Source organism: Pedobacter suwonensis (assembly GCF_900111825.1).
GTDB classification, from domain to species: Bacteria; Bacteroidota; Bacteroidia; order Sphingobacteriales; family Sphingobacteriaceae; genus Pedobacter; species Pedobacter suwonensis.
Map to the genome: position 1 here is coordinate 192,304 of NZ_FOJM01000010.1, position 20,444 is coordinate 212,747.

The window sequence follows — 20,444 nt, forward strand, 5'->3', positions numbered from 1 at the left end:
CCATGCCAAATACATACACCCAATTGCATATTCAATTTGTGTTTGCAGTTAAATTCAGGGCTGCATTAATCAAAGCAGATTGGAAAGAAAGGCTCCTGAAGTATATTACCGGAATATTTCAGGCGAATAACCATAAAATGATCCAGATTAATTGTATGCCCGATCATATCCACATTTTTATCGGCATGCGTCCGCACCAATCCATTTCTAGCTTGATCCAAAATGTAAAAACAGAGAGCTCTAAATGGATAAACCATCAGGGATTTTGCTCACGAAAATTTGCCTGGCAAGAGGGCTATGGTGCATTTTCCTATTCGAAAAGCCATATTCAACAGGTTATTCAATATATCCAAAACCAAGAAAAACATCATAAAAAGAATACCTTTTTAGAGGAATACAGTCATTTCTTGAGAACATTTGAGATTGAATATGAAGAAAAATACATCTTCAAAGAACCAGAATAATTTATTATTATCTTTGCCATCCATTAAATCAACCAGATGAGCAAGCTTTTCGGATATATTTTAAGCCCTATATTTTATATTTTATTTGGATTATGCCTTTGTGTCTTTCATCCTATACAATGGCTTTGTTATAAACTTTTTGGCTATAAAGCACATAAGGTTTCGGTTGATATTCTTAATTTTTTCCTTACCTATTGTCAGCTTTTCCTTTTCAATTCGATCAGTTTTAAAAACGAATATGATCTGCCAACCGATAGGCCCATTATTTTTGCAGCAAATCACCAAAGTATGTACGATATCCCCTCGCTAATTTGGTTCTTAAGGAGATACAGTGCAAAATTCATTTCTAAAATTGAGCTTACTAAAGGTATTCCATCCATATCCATTAACCTGCGTTTGGGAGGCGGGGCAAACATCAACCGGAAAGATAACAAACAGGCCATTTCTGAAATCATCAAACTTGGCCGTAGAATGAAAGAACAAAACTGGAGTACTGTTATTTTCCCTGAGGGCACGCGGGCAAAAGACGGGAAATTGAAAACATTTCAGTTTGGCGGTATCGCTACCCTGTTAAAAGTGGTACCCAATGCATTGATCGTTCCGGTGGCCATAGAAAATTCATGGAAAATTGTACGATTCGGCATGTTTCCCTTAGCGACAGGAAATGCTTTAAAATGGACAGTGTTAAAACCGATAGAACCAGGAGTAAAACCAGCAAATGAGATTACCTTGGAAATAGAAAACGAAATCAGAAAAGTTTTAGATCAGCCAATGGCTCAGCCAGCGACTCTATAACCATATTAATCTCATTAAGGATCCTTCGATTCCGACAGCATAGAGATTTTCCATAGAATGATTGTCATCTCTGTAGCGCATCGAAATGCCTGCCCGTACAGGCGGGGAAAGATCTACCTAAACAGATTTCTCGACTGCGTTGCACTCCGCTCGAAATGACGATTTTTTGTTAGGTACTCCGTATTTCTGTGAATCCGTGGCAAAAAAATGCTGAAACCAGTTTAAGCGCTAAAAGACTAACACCAATAACGCTAAATATTCTTATTCCCAATCACCCTAAAAAATTCATCGCGGTAGGTATCGCCAACGGGAATCGTTTTTTGATTAATGGTAATGCGGCTACGCTCAATACTTTCAATCTTATCAACGGCTACAATATATGATTTATGTACCCGGATAAACTGACTTTGAGGCAAAGCTTCTTCCATTTTTTTCATGCTTTGCAGCGTAATTACACGTTCATCTTTGGTAAAAATTGAGATGTAATCCTTTAATCCTTCGATGTATAAAATATCGTGCAGGTAAATTTTCTGGATCTTATGTTCTGTTTTAACGAAAATATAATCCTGAACCGGGTTTGGTGAACCAGAAAAAGGTGCAGGTGTAACAATGGGTTGTGCTACACTAGCGGGTACTTCAACCGGTTTTACCTGATTATGCACCTTTTCTACTGCTTTATAAAATCGATCAAACGCAATCGGTTTCAACAGATAATCCGAAACATTGAGGTCGTAACTTTCTAAAGCATACTGCGGGTAGGCAGTGGTTAATATATAATGGCATTTATTGCCAGCGATTTTTAAAAACTGGATTCCGGTTAACTCAGGCATCTGAATATCCAAAAACACCAGATCGATTCCCCCGCCCTGAACAATCTGCAAAGCTTCGATAGGGTTTTCGCACCTTTTAACCATGGTTAAAAAAGGCACTTTAGAAATATAATCCTGTAAAATATCAAGCGCTAAAGGCTCATCATCAACAACAATACAGTTTAGGTTCATTTTAGGTTATTATTTTAATTAATGACAATATCCGGCTTATGCTTGGTTATTTCCGGCTATATGTCAATCATCAGTTCACAGGTATAATGAGTAGCCGAATTTACAACATTTAATTTATATCTGTCAGGATAAACCAATTGTAACCGTCGTTCTACATTGGTTAACCCAACTCCACCCTGTGCATCTTTATTTTGCTGATTCTTCTTATTCACTACACTAAAATGCAAAATCTTCTGGTTGGCAATGATATTGATTTTAACGGGTTCTTCGGGATCGGTTACCACACCATGTTTAAATGCATTTTCAACAAAAGAAATTAGCATTAAAGGAACAATTTTTTGATTATCGATCTCACCGTTCAAAGTCAGTTCAATATAAGCACCATCCTTAAAACGTATCTTCTGCAATTCAATATAACTGGTTAGGTAATCTACTTCTTTACTTAAGGCTACGGTTGGCGTATTGCTTTCATAAATCATGTAGCGCATAATTTCAGAAAGCTTCATAATCGCATCGGCAGTTTTATCCGATTTTTGATAGGCCAATGAATAGATATTGTTAAGTGAATTGAAAAGAAAATGTGGATTTAACTGTGATTTTAAAAACTGAAGTTCCATCTCACGACGCTCACTTTCTAAGTTACGCTGAATCCGCTCGCTCGCAAACCAATCAATAGTAAATCTGATAATGCAGCTACTGATCATGAAAAAGCCACCAACAAAAGCTTTTCCTGCATAATATTCGTTTACATTGTATTCAGCGGCCTTGCCCCTCACCATCATCATATCGGCAGGATATAAGACAGCAATGACTGTCTTAATTAATGCAAAAACTGCAATCATCAGAAAAAAAGCAAAAACATAAAGCCAATACTTTTTTCTTCTTTTAATGAGTTCAGGAATCAAAAAAATGTAATTGATGTAGAAAAGTGAAATATTTAGGATTCCAAATACACCAAATGAAATAAATTCCCGCTTCAGCGTTATTCCTGAGCTCGTTGTGATTACAATTACAACCGCAATTATCACTATAGTTGCCCAAAAAATACTGTGCAATATTAAAGCGCCTTTACCTTCTTTCATTTACAAATTATTTACCAGAAATAGCAGCTAGTCAAACATGGAAAACCATACCACTTTTCATGCATCCAAAATAAATAAAGTTTTATCGATTTACTTATACAATCTACCAACGGGCATTTTTTTTCTACCAACGGCCCAATAGGCAAATTTTATCGACAAACGCCAAAAATGTCTGTTGATCTAGAATCTTGAACACTTGGTATAATAGATTTTAGCAGGTTATTTTTCTTGAGTTTCTTTGAATCATCAAAACGAAAACAAAATGAAAACATCATCAGCAATCCAATTCAAAAATCAAACAGTAATTACTGACGGTGTTTTCACAATCTCTCAAATAAAACCATCGATCATGAAAAAGTTAGCAAACACATCGCCATTTTTACTTTTATTATTACCAGTATTTATGATGATTATTTTAACGCTTACCGTTAACACCAATCAGAATGATGCAGAAATAGTTGTAAAACCTGCAAAAACATCAGGTTCTATTGTGAAACAGGCGACTGCTATTTTCAAATAGTAGTAATGGGTAATTACGCTATCGAAACCGTAGGTTTAAACTTTAACTTTGACAACCAGGCTATAATAAAAGATTTATCTTTACAGGTCCCGAAAGGGAGCATTTATGGTTTTTTAGGACCTAACGGCGCTGGCAAGACCACTACCATCAAAATCCTGCTGAACCTATTGAAGTCACCATCCGACCAGGTTTTTATATTTGGCAAGGAAATAAACAGCAACCGCATATCGGTCCTTAAACGTATAGGCGCTTTGGTAGAACAACCGGCTATTTATGGCCATTTAACAGGAAAAGAAAACCTGGTTAACCGTTGTATCTTATTGGGCATTAAAAAAGCAAAGGCTGATGAAATGCTGTCACTGGTAGGCTTAGCAGAAGCGTCAAATAAAAAAGCCAACAAATATTCGCTGGGCATGAAACAACGCCTGGGCATTGCACAGGCACTAATCTCAGATCCTGAATTACTCCTGCTGGATGAGCCTACCAATGGATTGGATCCGAATGGCATTATTGAAGTCCGGAACCTCATGATCGATTTAGCCACAAAACATCAAAAAACAATACTGGTTTCAAGCCATTTATTGGCAGAAATAGAAAGAACGGCAACACATGTTGGCATTATAAACCAAGGTCAATTATTATTTCAAGGTACGATTAACGAACTTCATTTACTGAGCAAGCCCAGCCTCGAAATCGAAGTTAACAATATTGAAGATGCATGCACCTTGTTAATCAAGCAGGGATATGAAGTTACAGCCAAAACAGAGCGGATTATTACTTTACCATTTATTTCTTCTCAAAACAGCGGGGAGCTAAATACATTATTAATCCAGAATGGCTTTATTGTGAGCAGCCTGTACCAGCAACGAAAAGATCTCGAAAATTTATTCCTTGACATCACTAAAGCCAACTAACATGCATGCTCTTTATATTTCCTTACGATCAGAATTCTATAAATCAAGGAAAACCCTGGCCTTTTGGGCCGCCATTTTATTACCCCTCATCATTTGTGGTTTAATCAGTTCTGGTTTTTACTACGACGCTGAAAAAATCATTGCTGGCCACTACCCTCCCATACTGTTGTGGGCACGCTATAGTGGCGCATCACTAAATGTAATGGGATTCCTGATCATGCCTTTTTATGTCATATTTATGGCCTTTTCGGTCAACAATATTGAACACAAAAACGATACCTGGAAAATGTTATTTGCCCAGCCTCTCCAAAAGTTTTCAATTTATTCGGCAAAATACCTGTATGCTATACTTTTGATATTTATCTGTTTATTCTTATTTGCCACACTTACTTTTGCATTTGGACATTTACTGCAGCTAATGGTCCCTAAATTTAACTTTGATCAATACAATCCGTTAAAAATTCTGATTAATTCTTATACCAAATTATTTTTAGCCTCTTTGGGCATTTTATCCCTACAATTTATATTCAGCTTGTTATGGAGCGATTTTCTTAAGCCAATGGGGATTGGTTTTGTAGGCACCATCATGGGGATTATCACGGCCAACATAGGTTGGAAATATGCTTACCTGAACCCCTATTCTTTGCCAACGCTGGCTTTAAGAATAACTAAGGTAAAACAAGGTGATGATCCATTAGCTTTCCCTGTTTTTACCCAGGAAATATGGACAAGTTTAATTTATGCCTCAGTTCTTTTTATCATTGGCTACTTTATTGTAACCAAAAAGAGCATAAAGTAATTGCACTCAGATCAAAGTTCATTTCCCCTTATAAACATACCCACAAATAAAAGCCTGCTGAATTGACTTTAGTATCAAATAGCAGGCTTTTTGTTTAGACTGAGAGGTTGTATATATCTTAACTCTTATAGAGACAGTATTCTTTCTTTGAACGCCCAAACAATCAATTGATAAGAATTTTTTAGATCTAATTTTCTTACCATATTTCTCCTGTGCGTATTAACGGTGTGTTCGCTGATAAAAAGCATTGCACCAATTTCTTTACTGTTGTAACCCATTGATAAAAGGTGTACGATTTCAATTTCTCTTTCACTAATCGAACCATGATTGTCCTGCAATAGGATGTTAGTTATCATTTTTTGAGAGAATTAAGTAGTTAAATCAAAATTTACCGAAACAGACTTATTTTGAAATAAGTTTAAAAAATTTGTTTTTATAGCGTAGACATCATTATTTAACCATAGCAAAAAATTATTTCTTACTATTGTATACCAAAAGTAGTGGCTAAATGAAGAATGATGCTAGCGTAAAACGCCCTAAATGGAAAGGTATTTTTACGGTATTTATTTACAAATACTTCTTGACAGATCATTAATTATTATCGACTTTTAAGCTTTTACAAACAAACTATCTAAATTTATGAGCAAAAAATTAAATAGCGAACCTATCGACCCGAAGGTTGCAGAAGCTATGGTTAATGCCTATGCCAAAGATGGCATGAACGCTTCAGAATGTTATACTAAGGCAGTATGGTTTCCGGCTGAACAGATTCTGGACATTGCAAAATCAATGAGTGAAGGCAAATATGACGGTTTAAGAATTTATTTTGCAAAATACCTGGAAGGAGCAATTGATGGTGTCCCTAAATCGTACGAAGGAAAAAATACTTTATTATTGGTACCAACTACCCCAAGAGTGGGAAATGGCGTTGGAGGAAACGACCATTATGATGACCTAAGCAATATTGAAAACCGCGGTCAAGGCTGTCCTGATCAATGCAGCGGGGTAGCTTTATAACAATGAGATATCTATCCCCCATATTTATAGCAGAGGTTATTTGCTTTATAGCTGCACTCAATATGATATGGAAAGATAAAAATGCTTTCGGTAAGGTGATTACCTGCTATTTAGCTGTGGCGTTCATTACAGAAGAGGCTGCAGCTTATTTAGCCATAAGAGGAATACATAATTTATGGTTATTTAATATTTATCTTGTTTTTGAGATCAGCACCATATTATACGGCCTCTACCATTGCCTGAAAAAATATATAAATCCCAAGCCTATAATTTTGATAGGTTTGGGTATTATAAGCCTAACCTATATTTTCTTTTTAATTACGCAACCTTTTTCGAATTTAAATACAGTTACAATTACTGTAATGTCTGTGATTTTTACTCTTTTTTGCCTTTACTATTATTACTTGCTGTTAAAAGATGAAAACTTTATTGAGATCCACTCACATCCGGAATTCTGGTGGATTACAGGCGTTCTGTTTTACTACTTTGGCAGTACAATGTCTAACCTTTTTGATGGATTGTTTTCCGTTAAACTTATAGGCTTTGCTACTGTGAAATATTGTATTTATATCGTATTAAACCTTATTCTATATGGCTGTTGGCTATATTCCTTTATATGCAGAATGAAACAACGAGAATTGCATTTCTAGTCGCCATTGCAACGCTTATATTCCTCCTTGTGCCCGTATTTTTGATTTTATACATCAGGTCTTACAATCGGCATAAAAAGAACCATTTTCTGGAAAAGCAGAATATGCAGCAGAAATTTGAATCAGAAATACTCCAAACCCGTATAGAAGTGCAAGATCAGACCATGCAAAGTATCGCTGCCGAATTGCACGATAATGTGGGCCAGTTGCTCAGCCTCACCACCCTTACCTTAAATTCCGTAAATTTAAATGACGGAGAGAAGGCCAAAAAGAAAATAGACAATTCCTTGGCACTTGTTAACAAATCCATTAAAGAGTTAAGGGAGCTGGCCAAACTATTACATGGCGAACAACTGGTAGAAAATGGTATTGGCCATGCGATTGATCAGGAAATTAACTGGCTTAGCAAAGCAGGCAAATATGAACTGGAAGTGAATAATCAGTTAATTGATCTGCAAATCACATCGCCTGATAAGGATTTGATTATTCTACGCTTATTGCAGGAAATCATCAACAACATTATAAAACATGCTCACGCCAAACATATACAGATCAATGCCTATCTGGACAAAAACGTTTTACATCTAAAGGTAGCTGAAGACGGGATAGGATTTGATCCGGTTGAGATGAAGGGTAAAAAAACAGGGATGGGCCTAAATTCTATTTACAAAAGAATGGAGATGATCAATGGAAAATTAGTATTAAATTCGGCGCCGGAAGAAGGCACTTCACTCACAATTGAAATCCCTTACCCTTAATTATGCAGCAGCCAAGTATTTCCATCGCAATTGTTGACGACCACACCCTCTTCCGTTCCGGATTGGCCAGTTTACTGGAAGAATTTGATGAAATAGAAGTAATATTCGAGGCCATGAATGGCATTGACCTTCAGGCTAAAATCAACCGCCATGCTGAAGTTCAGCTAATTTTAATGGACATCAACATGCCTGGAATGGATGGTTTTGCCTCTACAAAATGGATTAAAGCCAATTACCCAAATGTTCATGTACTTGCACTCAGCATGCTTGAGGATGAAAAAGCAATAATCGGGATGCTCAAAGCAGGTGCCGGGGGATACATGCTCAAAGAATCTACACCTTATGATCTGTTGACCGCCATTAAGGTGCTTGTAGATAAGGGTTATTATGTAAATGAGCTGGTATCGGGAAGGCTTTTATTGGCTTTAAAAGAGGGCGACATGAAACCGACATTCTCTGACAGAGAACTTACATTTCTACAATATTGCAGCACTGAGCTTACCTATAAAGAAATCGCCGACCTCATGAATGTAAGTCCACGAACAGTTGACAACTATAGAGAATCTCTTTTTGCCAAGTTAAACATCAGATCGCGCACCGGATTAGTGGTATACGGCATCAAAAACAACCTGATCAACATTTAACCTAAAAACATACAATACCCTGATTATCAAACATATAAATCCTGTACTTTCCATTACTTCCCCGTAGATAGAAGTTCTATAGTGGTAATAAAAACGCTATGTGATTATTTTCAAATAATTATTGGTAAAAATTTGGGCACCTAACCAATTAGTTTTAACTTTAGTTAAAAGCAAATTAATTTGCTATCATCCTTATTATTATTAACTATTATGGAAATTAAAGATTTAACCAAAGCGGAAGAGCAGATCATGCAGGTTCTGTGGCAGTTGGAAAAAGCATTTGTTAAAGAGGTAATCGAAGAGCTCCCCCTTCCAAAACCTGCTTACAATACTGTATCTACCATCATTAGAATTTTGGAAACCAAAGGTTTTATTGGCCATGAAGCTTTCGGAAAAGCTCATCAGTATTACCCGTTAATCAGTAAAGAAGAATATAAAAGGCATGCTACAGAAAAACTCCTGGGTAATTACTTCGAGAATTCTGTAGAGAGTATGTTTTCTTTCTTTGTTAAAGAAGAAAAACTGGATTTAACTGACGTTGATGAAATTCTGAAAATGATTAATCAGATTAAACACAAGCCAAAATGAGTTTTGCCCATTACTTATTACAGGTAAATTTATACTTAATTGTTTTTTTTGGCTTTTACAAATTACTGTTAGATAAAGAAACCTACTTCACTTTAAACCGTATTTATTTAGTAGCTGCCGGAGTTCTGTCTTTATGCACTCCATTTATCCGTTTAGAGTGGTTAACGGAACAAAAAGCCGCGCAGCAGGTTTACACATCAGTTAATTGGGAAGCCGTGTTGGCGCAGGCAACAATTGTAACCGAACGTAACGATGGCTTTAGTTGGGGAAATGCACTTGTATATATTTACTGTGCAGGAATCCTGTTCTTTTCTGGCAAATTCATATTTAACTTACTGGCCGTAAAAAAGCTCTTCACAATAAGTAAAGCTGGCTCAGCATTTTCTTTTTTCGGCAGAAAAGTGATTGATCAGGGATTACCACAGATGGATGTGATTGATATCCATGAGGAAGCACACATCAAGCAGTGGCACACGCTGGATATTTTATTTTTTGAAATTATAGGAATTATTACCTGGCTAAACCCGGTGATTTATTTTTACAAGAAAACTATTAAAAATATCCACGAATATTTAGCTGACGAACTCGCAGCCGAGTTTCAAGGCGACAAGGCAGCATACGCCATGTTGTTACTTAGTAAATCATTCGGTATTTCACCAAATAGCTTAACAAACGGCTTTTTAGAAAAATCGCTGATCAAAAAGAGAATTTTCATGCTTCATAAAGAGCGCTCTAAAAAGATTGCTATCTTAAAGTATGGAATTTTTATTCCGCTATTCGCGCTTTTCATTTTGTTTTCATCTGCCACAGTACGTAAAAATGAGAAGCTGATATCTATTACCGATCAAATCCCAATGGATAAGCCAATAGAAATGGTTGAAAACATGGTTACAACGCAAGAGAAAACTGTTAAGGCACAAACAACTTCTGTTGATGGTAACACGGATGCCAACTGGAAGGGATTTTATAAATTTTTGGCGGTAAACATCAAATATCCGAAAGCAGCAAACAGTAATCAGATTCAAGGTAATTCACAGGTAAGATTTAATGTTGAAGGAGGTAAGGTCATCCATATCGCATCAAATGTAAAATTAGGTACTGGCTGCGATGAAGAATTGATAAGGGTTATTTTATCCTATAAAGGGTTTAAAACTGTTGCTGATGGCAAATATGCGCTAACAGTAGGTTTTAGCATTCCTGAATCCTCAAAAGAATTTAAAAACAGCTTATTGCCTAAATCGGGCGGGTATATAAATCTGAACAAAATTAATATCCTATCCTATCTTCCTGAAAATACCGGAACCAGCGGTATTAAATCTGAGAATACAGATGACATCTATGATTTTGTTTCCATCGAGAAACAACCGGAATTTCCGGGCGGCATAGCCAAATTTTATAAATATGTGGGCAGCAATATAAAGTACCCAAAGATTGCACAGGATAACAATGTACAGGGTAAGGTTTTCCTTAGTTTTGTGGTTGAAAAAGATGGTTCCCTTTCTGACGTACAGATTACCCGCGGTTTAGGAAGTGGTACTGACGAAGAAGCGATAAGGGTTTTAAAAGAATCGCCAAAATGGAATCCGGGCATTAAAAATGGCTTTGCCGTAAGGGTAAAGTATAATATCAATGTTAATTTCACACTCGCCAATCCTATAACAGAAACAAAAACAAGCCATATTTCTGACGACAAAATCAGATTGACAACGGGTAGCAATGTTGATCCGCTAATCATTTTGGATGGTGTTAAATTAGCAGATAATGATCTGCTCGGTAAGGTTAATCCAGATGATATCGAATCAATGGAGGTATTAAAAGATAAAGCCGCAACGGATTTATATGGACCAAAAGCGAAAGGCGGTGTAATTTTGGTAACCAGTAAAGCGCCAAAATATAATATTTTTAGCCCATTTAACCCAAAAGAGGCTACTATAGTAGATAAAGATGCTAGCTTTTAGCAATAGAGGTAATAAAAGATGCTGGTTCTCAAAAATTATATAGTGAAAAAGGTAAATATGGAGTGATAATTATTACCACTAAAAAAGCAGTATCACATCAAAATTAATTGAACAATACTAAAAATTTAATTTTCCAAAAAAACACGAAACCCCTGCAAAATTGCCGGGGTTTCGTGTTTTCTCTCCTGTCTCGGAAGATTAAATTTATAAAAACTTTAATACATATACAAATAATGCAGAATAAAATTTCCAAAAATGCAAAATTTTAATATGCAGACATAAGATTATTGCAACTTTCGCAAACTTTTATTTTGGAGGCAATCTATTTTGCAACCTTTCGATTTCAAAACATAAAGTTTCATATGTTTTCACAATAGTCTAAAATTGTGTGAAACAAGTATTGCTTTAACCATCTGCCTGCTTAAAAAGCATTGAAAATTTCCTTATTAAATTTATCAAAATAATAATGCCAGGGCATTACTATTATACTAAAACAACTTAAGCCAAACTAAAAAGCCCCCACTAGGTGGAGGCTCAGTATCTGGCTAGTAAACCAGAAATACAGTATAATGTTTAAACAGTTTCTTCTGAAATAAATTTGGCAGTTGCAAAATCGCGGTTCATACGTGCGATGTTTTCTAAAGAAATTCCTTTAGGACATTCCGCCTCACAAGCACCGGTATTGGTACAGTTACCAAAACCTTCAGCATCCATTTGCGCAACCATGCTTTGTACCCGACGATAACGCTCCGGTTGGCCTTGTGGCAATAAAGCCAGTTGTGAAATTTTAGCCGATACAAATAACATTGCAGAAGCATTTTTACAAGTTGCTACGCAAGCACCACAACCAATACAAGCAGCCGCTTCGAAAGCCGCATCTGCCTGCATTTTAGGGATTGGTAAATTATTTGCATCTTGTGCATTACCGGTATTTACTGAAATAAAACCACCGGCAGCAATAACCCTGTCAAACGCCGAACGGTCTACAGTTAAATCTTTTACTACCGGAAAAGCAGCAGCTCTCCAAGGCTCAACAACTATGGTATCGCCATCTTTGAATGAACGCATGTGCAACTGGCAGGTCGTAACTAAATCTTTTGGTCCGTGCGGACGGCCATTGATAAACATTGAACACATTCCACAAATACCCTCGCGGCAATCATGGTCGAATACAACCGGCTCTTCACCTTTGTTAATCAATTGTTCGTTTAATACATCGAACATCTCTAAGAAAGACATATCCGGTGAAATATCGGCCAATTTATAATCTACCAAAGCACCTTTGGTTTTGTTATCTTTTTGACGCCAAACTTTTAGCGTTAAGTTCATATTTCCTGTACTCATGATATTGAGATTTAGGCGGGGAGCATAGAGCAGAGCGCTTGAAAGCACTTTGCACCATGCGCTCTGCTATTTATAACTTCTTTGTGCAACTTTAATATTTTCAAACTTCAGTTCTTCTTTGTGAAGTTCGAAGTTTACACCTTCCTTAAATTCCCAGGCGGCTACATAAGCGTAATTTACGTCATCGCGTAATGCTTCGCCTTCCTCTGTTTGGTACTCTTCGCGGAAGTGGCCACCACAACTTTCATTGCGGTTTAAGGCATCAATACACATCAACTCACCTAGTTCGATAAAATCAGCTACGCGGCCTGCTTTTTCAAGTTCAGGATTAAGCTCATTAATTGCACCAGGAACACGAACCTCACTCCAGAATTCAGCACGTAATGCCCTGATTTCCTCAATGGCTTCTTTTAAGCCTTTCTCGTTACGTGCCATACCGCATTTCTCCCACATAATGTGGCCTAAACGCTTGTGGAAATGGTCTACAGACTTCGTTCCCTTAATGTTGATCAGCTTATTTAAGATGCCTACTGCCCTTTCTTCTGCCTCTACAAACGCCGGGTGATCAGTCGGGATAGCTTTGGTAGAAATTTCTTTTGATAAATAAGCACCTATAGTGTAAGGTAAAACGAAATAACCATCGGCTAAACCTTGCATTAAAGCAGATGCACCTAAACGGTTGGCTCCATGATCAGAGAAATTAGCCTCTCCGGTGCAATATAAGCCTGGTACCGATGTCATTAGGTTATAATCAACCCATAAACCACCCATGGTATAGTGAACTGCCGGATAAATACGCATCGGCGTTTCGTAAGGATTTTCACCAGTAATCTGCGCATACATATCAAACAGGTTACCATATTTTTCCTTAATCACCGCTGTACCTAAACGCATGCAGGTTTCTTTATCCGGATTGTGGTTACCCGCCTTAGCCGCTTCGATTCTTCCATAACGCTCTGTATTGGCTTTAAAGTCTAAATAAACAGCCAATTTAGAAGCACCAACACCATAACCTGCATCGCAACGCTCTTTCGCTGCACGAGAGGCCACATCACGGGGAACCAGGTTACCAAAAGCAGGATAACGGCGTTCTAAATAATAATCTCTTTCATCCTCAGGAATTTCTGAAGCTTTACGGTTGTCATCTTTCTTTTTAGGAACCCAGATACGTCCGTCGTTACGCAACGATTCAGACATCAGGGTTAATTTAGATTGATGATCGCCAGAAACGGGGATACAGGTTGGGTGAATCTGCGTGTAGCAAGGGTTTGCAAAATAAGCTCCTTGCTTATGTGCTTTCCAGGCTGCAGTCACATTACTTCCCATTGCATTGGTAGAAAGGTAGAATACGTTACCGTAACCACCTGTTCCTAATACAACGGCGTGACCGAAGTGACGTTCGATTTCTCCTGTAATTAAGTTACGGGCAATGATACCACGTGCTTTGCCATCAATTTTAACAACCTCAAGCATCTCGTGGCGGGTATACATCTCTACTTTACCCATACCAATCTGGCGTTCTAAGGCAGAATATGCACCCAATAATAACTGTTGACCGGTTTGGCCAGCAGCATAGAAAGTACGCTGAACCTGTGTACCGCCAAATGAACGGTTGTCTAACAAACCTCCATACTCGCGGGCTAAAGGCACACCTTGTGCCACACATTGATCTATAATATTGGCACTTACTTCTGCCAAACGATGCACATTGGCCTCGCGGGCGCGATAATCACCTCCTTTAATCGTATCGTAGAAAAGGCGATAAACACTATCACCATCATTCTGATAGTTTTTTGCTGCGTTGATCCCCCCCTGAGCAGCAATAGAATGTGCTCTCCGTGGTGAATCCTGAAAACAAAAACATTTAACCTTATAACCCATTTCAGCCAAAGTAGCCGCTGCTGAAGCACCTGCTAAACCTGAACCAACAATGATTACTTCAATAGTTCTTTTGTTCGATGGGTTAACCAAAGGCACAGAAGACTTATATTTTGTCCATTTACTGGCTAATTCGCCTTCCGGAATATTTGAATTAATATCTGACATATATCTTTTGTGCTAAAACTTAATCAATTAAATGTGTGTAAACTGCAATTGGCATTAATGCGAATACGATCGAAATAATTATGGCATACCATACACCAACACGTTTAATAATTCCATTATATTTTGAATGGTTCCATCCCATTGTTTGGAATGCGGATGCAAAACCATGTAATAAGTGGTAACAGAGAGAAATCATTAACAAAACGTAAGCAACAACCCTAACCGGATCCTGAAACTTCTCTTTCATTACTGCATATAAATCTTCATTTCCGTTGGCATCAACAGTCGGAATTCCTGTAAAACGGGAAACCACCCAAAAATCCTTCAGGTGAATAACAAGAAAAATTAACAGTAAAGTCCCCAACAAGCCCATTGAACGACTGTACCACTTGCTGTTAGCACTACCATTATAAACTGCGTAACCTTCAGGTCTTGCTTTCTTATTTTGGATAGTTAGGTTAACTGCCTGGTAAATGTGCACAAGTAAACCTAAAAACAATATGTACTCGCCTGCTCTAATGATCCAGTTGGTAGCCATAAAATGTGCTCCAATATTAAATTTCAAACCATTATCGTCAAGAAATATTAACGAATTAATACCAGCGTGTACAATTAAAAAAAGTATCAGGAATATCCCTGTAATACCCATTACGTATTTTCTTCCTATTGATGAAGAAAGTGCATTTCCGAAACCACTCATTTGATTAGGATTTATATCTAAATTTCCTGCAAAAATATCTAATTATGAGTTTAATTTATAAACGATTATGACAAAACAGCGATAAAACATTTATTTAGAAACATTCTAAAGCATATTCGTAATTAATCGAAAGAATATATGCTTATTTAGCGTTTCGATTTTAATATCAGTTAAATGTAGTGGCCTGTTCAAAGGTTTTCAGAACATTGAGAAATCACAATAACATCAGGTTGCCTGGCTGATACGTTACTGCTGTCGAAATAAATGCCCAATTTATTACCTGTTTTTAGCGTTGCGTGATTAAATAACGCTTGAATGTTAAATCTGACAAAAAAACTCCTGATAATAAGCCAATATCTTAGATAAATGATCAAACATAATCGAACTAAAAATTTCGTCTTAAAACTAATTTTTTCGTTATATTACTTCGCCAATTGATCAATATGAAAAAAAAGCGCTACTTACTTATTTTATTTGCCTGCTTCTATTATAGCTGTGATCCTGCTCCTGCTATTTTTAATTTCGAAACTAAAAATTTCGGGCCCAATGCGGTGATCTCCGTCAAAAGTTCAGAAAACGGCGAAACCTTAAAAGTCGAAAATATTACCAATGGCAACCAAACGTTCAGAATTAACATGCCCAAAAAAGGTTACGCCATATTGAGTACATATGACGATGGTCATGATGAAGAATATTCCTTTTATTTGGATAAGGGGAATTATAAGGGGGTTCTTGACGGAAAAAACGCCGCGACTTACCCGTTTAAAATCTTACCGACTAAAGAAGGTGAAGAAATGATCAGCTTTTACAAACAAAAAGAGGCAATGAACAGAAGCCTGCTGGATAGCTTGGCGCTCGCAGAGCGTGAATTCAACCTCGCTACCCCTGATAATATTGCAGAAAAGGCGAAAAAGGCTGATATATGGAGAGCCAAAAAAATTAGTTCAGAACTGAATAATATTGAAATTTTTGCCAAAAATCATCCTAAATCCGACGTTACTATATTTTTACTAGACAGATTTGGAAGAGCAGGTTCTGAAGCTAAAAAATACCTGTCCATCTTTAAAGGCTTGGATAAGGAGGTAAAGGAAAGCAAAAGAGGCAAAAAACTGCTTTCAGAAATTATGCAGGCTAACCAAATGATGGCCGGAAATAAAATGCCCCACATCGAAGGCGAAACACCTGATGGGAAAAAGTTTAATTTGAGCGTATTGAAAAAAGTTAACCTAATTATCTGCTGGGTTTCCTATAGTGGAAAAAACAGAAAAAACAACCAGATATTGGCTCATCTTTACGAAAAATATAAGGATCAGAACGTAGAATTCATTGGTGTATCGTTCGATAAGAATAAAGATAGCTGGAAAAAAGTAATTAAAGCCGATAAACTGACCTGGCCGCAATATTCGGACCTTTTGGGGGAAAAATCACCTAACGCAAAAAACTTAAGTAATTATAGCGCAACATATTTCTTTTTGGCAGATAGAAATGGCATAGTGCTCAGCAATAATGACCTCTCACTTGATTTTGTGGACAGTGAAATAGGCAAACATTTAGCCAATCAATAATAACGCAAACCTGGCTCATAAAAAAAGTCCCGATTTACATCGGGACTTTTTACGATTTATGTATTCGAGTTTTCTTAAGCTACTTTAACATTTACCGCATTTAGGCCTTTTCTACCTTCTTCTACATCGTAGTTTACGGTATCATTCTCGCGAATGTTATCGATTAAGCCTGAAGCATGAACAAAAATTTCGGCATCGCCATTAGATGGAATGATAAATCCGAAACCTTTAGTTTCATTAAAAAATTTTACTGTTCCTTGTTGCATTATATTGTATTTTAATTTACACCAAAGATAGGCTTAAATACCCATAATAAATTTTTTATTTTTTATTATGTTAAAATCTATAAATATATTGACTATTTGCCCTTTAGAGCCCATTCATTAAAGTATCTTGGCCGACGATTTATCGAGTTTTGTTTACGGTTTAGAAATAAAACACCTTCAGAACGACGGTCAACTTTGATTTTTCTGCCTAAAACGCGTACAGATTGACCATAAAAATCGCTTCATAATCTGCTGTACCTTATCTATGAATAGGTGGAAAATTAGCTAAAAACAAGACTTTTGCTTTGATCATAATTCACCGTCACATTCTCGGAAATCTTTACAACCAATGTTTCGTATTCTTTGGCGCTATAGCTCATGATCAGCAAGTCATCAACAATCTCGTGTAAAACAAGTTCCGGACTGGTATAGGTAATGGACACAACATGCGCTGCTTTATTTCGCAGATCTGAAGCATAAATATGTAGCTCAGCATAATCAAAAATGACTGGACGATTTTCAAGGTCACTTAAAACAGGCATTTTATACTCCAGGGCTGCAATGCTGTTCATCACCGCGTACTGAAGCTTCTGATTTAGTGCAATGGCCTTTTTATCTGCTTGCTGCATCTCAGAGAAGGTATGCAGCTGTTGATCTAAACTATATATGGCTGATCTTTTTTGAAATTCTTTATAAGTATCATGAAATATCCGCCTTTCAAAATCCGTTCTGCACATGAAATTGAAATATTGTTTTACGCTGAGGTTAGTATTAGCTAAAGCCATAATATTCAGTTTTTTGTTGATTCTAATGTGGAACTATAAAAAATTAATCAATCTCCCTAAGGGCTGGTAAACAATCGATGATAACGAAGCTATATCTTGATTATGAAAAACGGATGAATATTGATTTATGTATCAGGAACAAGGCTGAGTAGCTAAGATTTAAGATATTTTAACAGTTAACACTTAAATATTGCCAGATAATAGGTCACAAAATGTACAGATATTGAAACTGATTCAACAATCTTCATTTGGAGATGGCCTGTATTTCACTGGCAGCGAAAAGACAAATGTATAGGTAAGATTACTAAGGTGTCAGATAAGGTTATCGTATATTGAACATAAAACAATATACCACGTAAACTAAATTTAAAAAAAACTGTTTAACAGGCTGGCAGGTTATTATTATAAAACATGTGTAACTAAAACAATTACAATATGGAAACGAGAAACAACCATGCTTTAATCCAAACCTTACTGGATTGTGCGCTAGCTTGTGAACACTGTGCATCATCTTGCTTGAAAGAAGAAGATATCAACATGATGATCGATTGCATTAAACTGGATAGGGATTGTGCTGATATCTGTACCCAAGCGGCCAGATTATTGCAGAGAGATTCGATTATAGGACATCAATATTTACTGTTGTGCGAAGAAATATGCAGACTTTGCGCAGCTGAATGTAGCAAGCACGATCATGAACACTGCAGGCAGTGTGCAGTGGCATGCGAAGAATGCGCAGATGCCTGCCATGCCAACCACGAAACAATCAATCAGGATTAAAATAAAAAAGGCTTCCCAAATCAAATTGGGAAGCCTTTTAACTATTTATTACAACTAATTACTGTGCAGGAAAACTGTAGTTATATGAGCCTTGCTCGCTCACACCAGAAATGCTCACCATATTATTTCTGCCTAAAGGCAATGCTTTTTGAACATCAGCCACAGAATTTACAGGTTGTCCGTTTACCTTGGTGATAATTAAACCTTTTTCTACTCCGATATTATCGAAAGCTTTACCGGTAGTAACCGATGTTACAACCACACCGCTGTTGATTCCATATTTCGCTTTTTGTGCTTGAGTAGCCGGAGCGAAAGTTGCACCTAGTTTAGAAACTTCCATGCCTTTGCCAGCCGTATTCTTAGCCGTAAGGCCAACGCTTGCTTCTCCTTTTAGCGTTACGGTGTAATCTTTAAGCGCACCATCTCGCAATACGGTTAACTTAACTTTATCTCCAGGATTTAAACGGCCTACCCTTTCCTGAAGATCAGGTGAATCGTTAATTACTACTCCATCAACTTTTTTAATTACGTCACCTGCTTTAATACCTGCTGCAGCAGCACCGCCTCCGACAACTACATCACTCACATACAAACCACTTATTTCATTGGTCTTTATACCTTCAGGCTTTTCTTCACCACTTAACGGCACAAAGTTAACGCCAATATAACCACGTTTAACAGAACCGTATTTCATAAAATCGTCTACAATTTTGCGGGCCAGGTTAACCGGAATAGCAAACCCATATCCCTGGTTATATCCGCTCTGTGATGCGATTGCCGAATTAATCCCCACCAATTCGCCATTGGCATTTACAAGTGCACCACCGCTGTTACCAGGGTTAATGGCAGCATCTGTTTGGATAAATGATTCAATACTGGTATTAGCCGGACGATCTGGTCTTTTGCCGGTACGTTGGTATTCGCGATATTCCTCCTCTGTAATTTCATTACCTTGTTGCTCACGGCCGATTATACCGATGCTTCGGTTTTTCGCACTTACAATACCCGCTGTTACCGTTGTATTTAAATCTAACGGGAAACCAACCGCTAATACCCACTCTCCAACTTGTACATTATCTGAATTACCCATCTTTACAACAGGCAAACCAGTTGCATTTACCTTGATTAATGCTAAATCCGTATTGGGGTCGCGGCCAATTATTTTTGCCTCTACCTTACGCCTATCTGTTAAAACCACTTCAACCTTCTCTGCATTTTCTACCACATGGTTATTGGTTACGATATAACCATCCTGACTGATGATTACACCAGAACCTGATGCTGCTCTAGGCATACGCTGCATCTGACGGCCACCGCCACCAAAGAAATCTTCCATCATGTCAAAAGGAGAAGAACTTCTGCCACCACCACTTTGTGCAGCGTAAGTTGTTTTGATATGCACTACACCCGGTGCCACTGCCGCTGCCGCCTGGGTGAAATCTGCAGTACCAGCTGATGACACTTTTAGTGGGTTATTGGCAAAATACAAATTCTGTTTATCAGTAATTGTACTGCCTGTCTGGTTACGCTCAAATAGCTTATAACCTCCGATTGCTGCTGCCCCACCTATAAAAGCAGCTAACACGGTAATTCCTAATATTTTTTTCATGTTTCTGTATGTTTTTTAATGGTCATGATTTATTATAAACTAATTTGCTAGCTAATGGTTTAGCTCATAATATTCATTTATTAAAGTATGTTTGCAGGAGCGTTTTATTTTGATTTAAGCAGAGTGCTCCAGCAGTTCTCATCTGCTTAAATTTTGTTG

The 20,444-nt window shown here is 37.3% G+C and carries 21 protein-coding genes; 12 read left to right on the top strand and 9 right to left on the bottom strand.

The genetic code is table 11. The features are described 5' to 3' along the window. Positions 1 to 2 precede the first annotated feature (2 nt). Together tnpA and BM107_RS14590 are read left to right on the top strand one after the other, a co-directional pair. Positions 3 to 464, top strand: coding sequence for an IS200/IS605 family transposase (tnpA, locus tag BM107_RS14585; RefSeq protein ID WP_090984562.1), 462 nt, complete (start codon positions 3 to 5; stop codon positions 462 to 464). Between the two features lie 36 nt (positions 465 to 500). Then, positions 501 to 1,259 carry a lysophospholipid acyltransferase family protein gene (locus BM107_RS14590; RefSeq protein WP_090984564.1) on the top strand — a complete coding sequence of 253 codons (759 nt, stop codon included), beginning with the start codon at positions 501 to 503 and terminating at the stop codon, positions 1,257 to 1,259. A 251-nt stretch (positions 1,260 to 1,510) separates the two neighbouring features. On the opposite strand, the gene BM107_RS14595 is transcribed toward BM107_RS14590, so the two are convergent. Together BM107_RS14595 and BM107_RS14600 are read right to left on the bottom strand one after the other, a co-directional pair. Further along, positions 1,511 to 2,260 (bottom strand): LytR/AlgR family response regulator transcription factor, encoded by a 750-nt coding sequence (locus tag BM107_RS14595; protein ID WP_090984566.1) that lies wholly within the window; start codon positions 2,258 to 2,260, stop codon positions 1,511 to 1,513. Between the two features lie 56 nt (positions 2,261 to 2,316). Further along, positions 2,317 to 3,342 (bottom strand): sensor histidine kinase, encoded by a 1,026-nt coding sequence (locus tag BM107_RS14600; RefSeq protein ID WP_244278817.1) that lies wholly within the window; start codon positions 3,340 to 3,342, stop codon positions 2,317 to 2,319. Positions 3,343 to 3,604: 262 nt separating this feature from the next. Between BM107_RS14600 and BM107_RS14605 the strand changes: the two genes are divergently transcribed. From BM107_RS14605 to BM107_RS14615, 3 genes are read left to right on the top strand one after another with little or no spacing between them, the layout of a single operon-like run. Next, positions 3,605 to 3,862, top strand: a complete 258-nt coding sequence (locus BM107_RS14605; RefSeq protein WP_090984568.1) for a hypothetical protein — start codon at positions 3,605 to 3,607, stop codon at positions 3,860 to 3,862. A 5-nt stretch (positions 3,863 to 3,867) separates the two neighbouring features. Beyond that, the gene (locus tag BM107_RS14610; protein WP_090984570.1) at positions 3,868 to 4,776 is read left to right on the top strand and encodes an ABC transporter ATP-binding protein; all 909 of its coding nucleotides are present in this window, start codon (positions 3,868 to 3,870) and stop codon (positions 4,774 to 4,776) included. A gap of 1 nt (position 4,777) precedes the next feature. Beyond that, positions 4,778 to 5,575, top strand: coding sequence for an ABC transporter permease (locus BM107_RS14615; RefSeq protein ID WP_090984572.1), 798 nt, complete (start codon positions 4,778 to 4,780; stop codon positions 5,573 to 5,575). A 125-nt stretch (positions 5,576 to 5,700) separates the two neighbouring features. Here the strand turns inward: BM107_RS14615 and BM107_RS14620 are convergent, their stop codons facing one another. Next, on the bottom strand, positions 5,701 to 5,931 hold the full coding sequence (locus tag BM107_RS14620) for a response regulator transcription factor (protein ID WP_090984574.1): 231 nt from the start codon (positions 5,929 to 5,931) through the stop codon (positions 5,701 to 5,703). A 283-nt stretch (positions 5,932 to 6,214) separates the two neighbouring features. Between BM107_RS14620 and BM107_RS14625 the strand changes: the two genes are divergently transcribed. The 5 genes from BM107_RS14625 to BM107_RS14650 all read left to right on the top strand — a co-directional run bounded on the left by BM107_RS14625 (position 6,215) and on the right by BM107_RS14650 (position 11,190). Continuing rightward, positions 6,215 to 6,592 (top strand): hypothetical protein, encoded by a 378-nt coding sequence (locus BM107_RS14625; RefSeq protein ID WP_090984576.1) that lies wholly within the window; start codon positions 6,215 to 6,217, stop codon positions 6,590 to 6,592. A gap of 616 nt (positions 6,593 to 7,208) precedes the next feature. Next, entirely contained in the window at positions 7,209 to 8,000 is a 792-nt protein-coding gene (locus BM107_RS14635) for a sensor histidine kinase (RefSeq protein WP_090984580.1), read from the top strand. Between the two features lie 2 nt (positions 8,001 to 8,002). Beyond that, on the top strand, positions 8,003 to 8,644 hold the full coding sequence (locus tag BM107_RS14640) for a response regulator transcription factor (protein WP_090984582.1): 642 nt from the start codon (positions 8,003 to 8,005) through the stop codon (positions 8,642 to 8,644). Positions 8,645 to 8,854: 210 nt separating this feature from the next. After that, a complete protein-coding gene (locus BM107_RS14645; RefSeq protein ID WP_090984584.1) occupies positions 8,855 to 9,232 on the top strand; it encodes a BlaI/MecI/CopY family transcriptional regulator in 378 nt (125 codons plus the stop codon). Further along, the gene (locus tag BM107_RS14650; protein ID WP_090984588.1) at positions 9,229 to 11,190 is read left to right on the top strand and encodes a M56 family metallopeptidase; all 1,962 of its coding nucleotides are present in this window, start codon (positions 9,229 to 9,231) and stop codon (positions 11,188 to 11,190) included. The genes BM107_RS14645 and BM107_RS14650 overlap by 4 nt, the downstream gene beginning before the upstream one ends. A 573-nt stretch (positions 11,191 to 11,763) precedes the next feature. On the opposite strand, the gene BM107_RS14655 is transcribed toward BM107_RS14650, so the two are convergent. The 3 genes from BM107_RS14655 to BM107_RS14665 form a co-directional block, all read right to left on the bottom strand. After that, on the bottom strand, positions 11,764 to 12,534 hold the full coding sequence (locus tag BM107_RS14655; RefSeq protein WP_090984590.1) for a succinate dehydrogenase/fumarate reductase iron-sulfur subunit: 771 nt from the start codon (positions 12,532 to 12,534) through the stop codon (positions 11,764 to 11,766). Between the two features lie 66 nt (positions 12,535 to 12,600). Then, a complete protein-coding gene (locus BM107_RS14660; RefSeq protein ID WP_090984592.1) occupies positions 12,601 to 14,580 on the bottom strand; it encodes a fumarate reductase/succinate dehydrogenase flavoprotein subunit in 1,980 nt (659 codons plus the stop codon). Between the two features lie 19 nt (positions 14,581 to 14,599). Beyond that, the gene (locus tag BM107_RS14665) at positions 14,600 to 15,280 is read right to left on the bottom strand and encodes a succinate dehydrogenase cytochrome b subunit (RefSeq protein ID WP_090984595.1); all 681 of its coding nucleotides are present in this window, start codon (positions 15,278 to 15,280) and stop codon (positions 14,600 to 14,602) included. A gap of 443 nt (positions 15,281 to 15,723) precedes the next feature. Between BM107_RS14665 and BM107_RS14670 the strand changes: the two genes are divergently transcribed. Further along, positions 15,724 to 16,845, top strand: coding sequence for a TlpA family protein disulfide reductase (locus tag BM107_RS14670; protein WP_090984597.1), 1,122 nt, complete (start codon positions 15,724 to 15,726; stop codon positions 16,843 to 16,845). Positions 16,846 to 16,919: 74 nt separating this feature from the next. On the opposite strand, the gene BM107_RS14675 is transcribed toward BM107_RS14670, so the two are convergent. Together BM107_RS14675 and BM107_RS14680 are read right to left on the bottom strand one after the other, a co-directional pair. After that, a complete protein-coding gene (locus tag BM107_RS14675) occupies positions 16,920 to 17,111 on the bottom strand; it encodes a cold-shock protein (protein ID WP_090984599.1) in 192 nt (63 codons plus the stop codon). Between the two features lie 281 nt (positions 17,112 to 17,392). Beyond that, positions 17,393 to 17,896: a hypothetical protein gene (locus BM107_RS14680; RefSeq protein WP_090984601.1), complete on the bottom strand. Its 504-nt coding sequence runs from the start codon at positions 17,894 to 17,896 to the stop codon at positions 17,393 to 17,395. Positions 17,897 to 18,331: 435 nt separating this feature from the next. Here BM107_RS14680 and BM107_RS14685 point away from each other — a divergent pair, with 435 nt between their 5' ends. Continuing rightward, complete coding sequence (locus tag BM107_RS14685; RefSeq protein ID WP_090984603.1) at positions 18,332 to 18,676, top strand: four-helix bundle copper-binding protein; 345 nt, start codon at positions 18,332 to 18,334, stop codon at positions 18,674 to 18,676. Between the two features lie 58 nt (positions 18,677 to 18,734). Here the strand turns inward: BM107_RS14685 and BM107_RS14690 are convergent, their stop codons facing one another. Next, positions 18,735 to 20,285 (bottom strand): trypsin-like peptidase domain-containing protein, encoded by a 1,551-nt coding sequence (locus BM107_RS14690; protein WP_090984606.1) that lies wholly within the window; start codon positions 20,283 to 20,285, stop codon positions 18,735 to 18,737. Positions 20,286 to 20,444 lie beyond the last annotated feature (159 nt).

Excerpts from the sequence above, each read along its gene's own strand:
- BM107_RS14690 (WP_090984606.1), bottom strand. The coding sequence starts at position 20,285 with ATGAAAAAAATATTAGGAATTACCGTGTTAGCTGCTTTTATAGGTGGG.
- BM107_RS14645 (WP_090984584.1), top strand. The coding sequence starts at position 8,855 with ATGGAAATTAAAGATTTAACCAAAGCGGAAGAGCAGATCATGCAGGTT.
- BM107_RS14590 (WP_090984564.1), top strand. The coding sequence starts at position 501 with ATGAGCAAGCTTTTCGGATATATTTTAAGCCCTATATTTTATATTTTA.
- BM107_RS14620 (WP_090984574.1), bottom strand. The coding sequence starts at position 5,931 with ATGATAACTAACATCCTATTGCAGGACAATCATGGTTCGATTAGTGAA.
- BM107_RS14640 (WP_090984582.1), top strand. The coding sequence starts at position 8,003 with ATGCAGCAGCCAAGTATTTCCATCGCAATTGTTGACGACCACACCCTC.
- BM107_RS14615 (WP_090984572.1), top strand. The coding sequence starts at position 4,778 with ATGCATGCTCTTTATATTTCCTTACGATCAGAATTCTATAAATCAAGG.
- BM107_RS14660 (WP_090984592.1), bottom strand. The coding sequence starts at position 14,580 with ATGTCAGATATTAATTCAAATATTCCGGAAGGCGAATTAGCCAGTAAA.
- BM107_RS14655 (WP_090984590.1), bottom strand. The coding sequence starts at position 12,534 with ATGAGTACAGGAAATATGAACTTAACGCTAAAAGTTTGGCGTCAAAAA.
- BM107_RS14595 (WP_090984566.1), bottom strand. The coding sequence starts at position 2,260 with ATGAACCTAAACTGTATTGTTGTTGATGATGAGCCTTTAGCGCTTGAT.
- BM107_RS14605 (WP_090984568.1), top strand. The coding sequence starts at position 3,605 with ATGAAAACATCATCAGCAATCCAATTCAAAAATCAAACAGTAATTACT.
- BM107_RS14685 (WP_090984603.1), top strand. The coding sequence starts at position 18,332 with ATGGAAACGAGAAACAACCATGCTTTAATCCAAACCTTACTGGATTGT.
- BM107_RS14670 (WP_090984597.1), top strand. The coding sequence starts at position 15,724 with ATGAAAAAAAAGCGCTACTTACTTATTTTATTTGCCTGCTTCTATTAT.
- BM107_RS14600 (WP_244278817.1), bottom strand. The coding sequence starts at position 3,342 with ATGAAAGAAGGTAAAGGCGCTTTAATATTGCACAGTATTTTTTGGGCA.
- BM107_RS14635 (WP_090984580.1), top strand. The coding sequence starts at position 7,209 with ATGCAGAATGAAACAACGAGAATTGCATTTCTAGTCGCCATTGCAACG.
- tnpA (WP_090984562.1), top strand. The coding sequence starts at position 3 with ATGCCAAATACATACACCCAATTGCATATTCAATTTGTGTTTGCAGTT.
- BM107_RS14610 (WP_090984570.1), top strand. The coding sequence starts at position 3,868 with ATGGGTAATTACGCTATCGAAACCGTAGGTTTAAACTTTAACTTTGAC.
- BM107_RS14675 (WP_090984599.1), bottom strand. The coding sequence starts at position 17,111 with ATGCAACAAGGAACAGTAAAATTTTTTAATGAAACTAAAGGTTTCGGA.
- BM107_RS14680 (WP_090984601.1), bottom strand. The coding sequence starts at position 17,896 with ATGGCTTTAGCTAATACTAACCTCAGCGTAAAACAATATTTCAATTTC.
- BM107_RS14625 (WP_090984576.1), top strand. The coding sequence starts at position 6,215 with ATGAGCAAAAAATTAAATAGCGAACCTATCGACCCGAAGGTTGCAGAA.
- BM107_RS14665 (WP_090984595.1), bottom strand. The coding sequence starts at position 15,280 with ATGAGTGGTTTCGGAAATGCACTTTCTTCATCAATAGGAAGAAAATAC.
- BM107_RS14650 (WP_090984588.1), top strand. The coding sequence starts at position 9,229 with ATGAGTTTTGCCCATTACTTATTACAGGTAAATTTATACTTAATTGTT.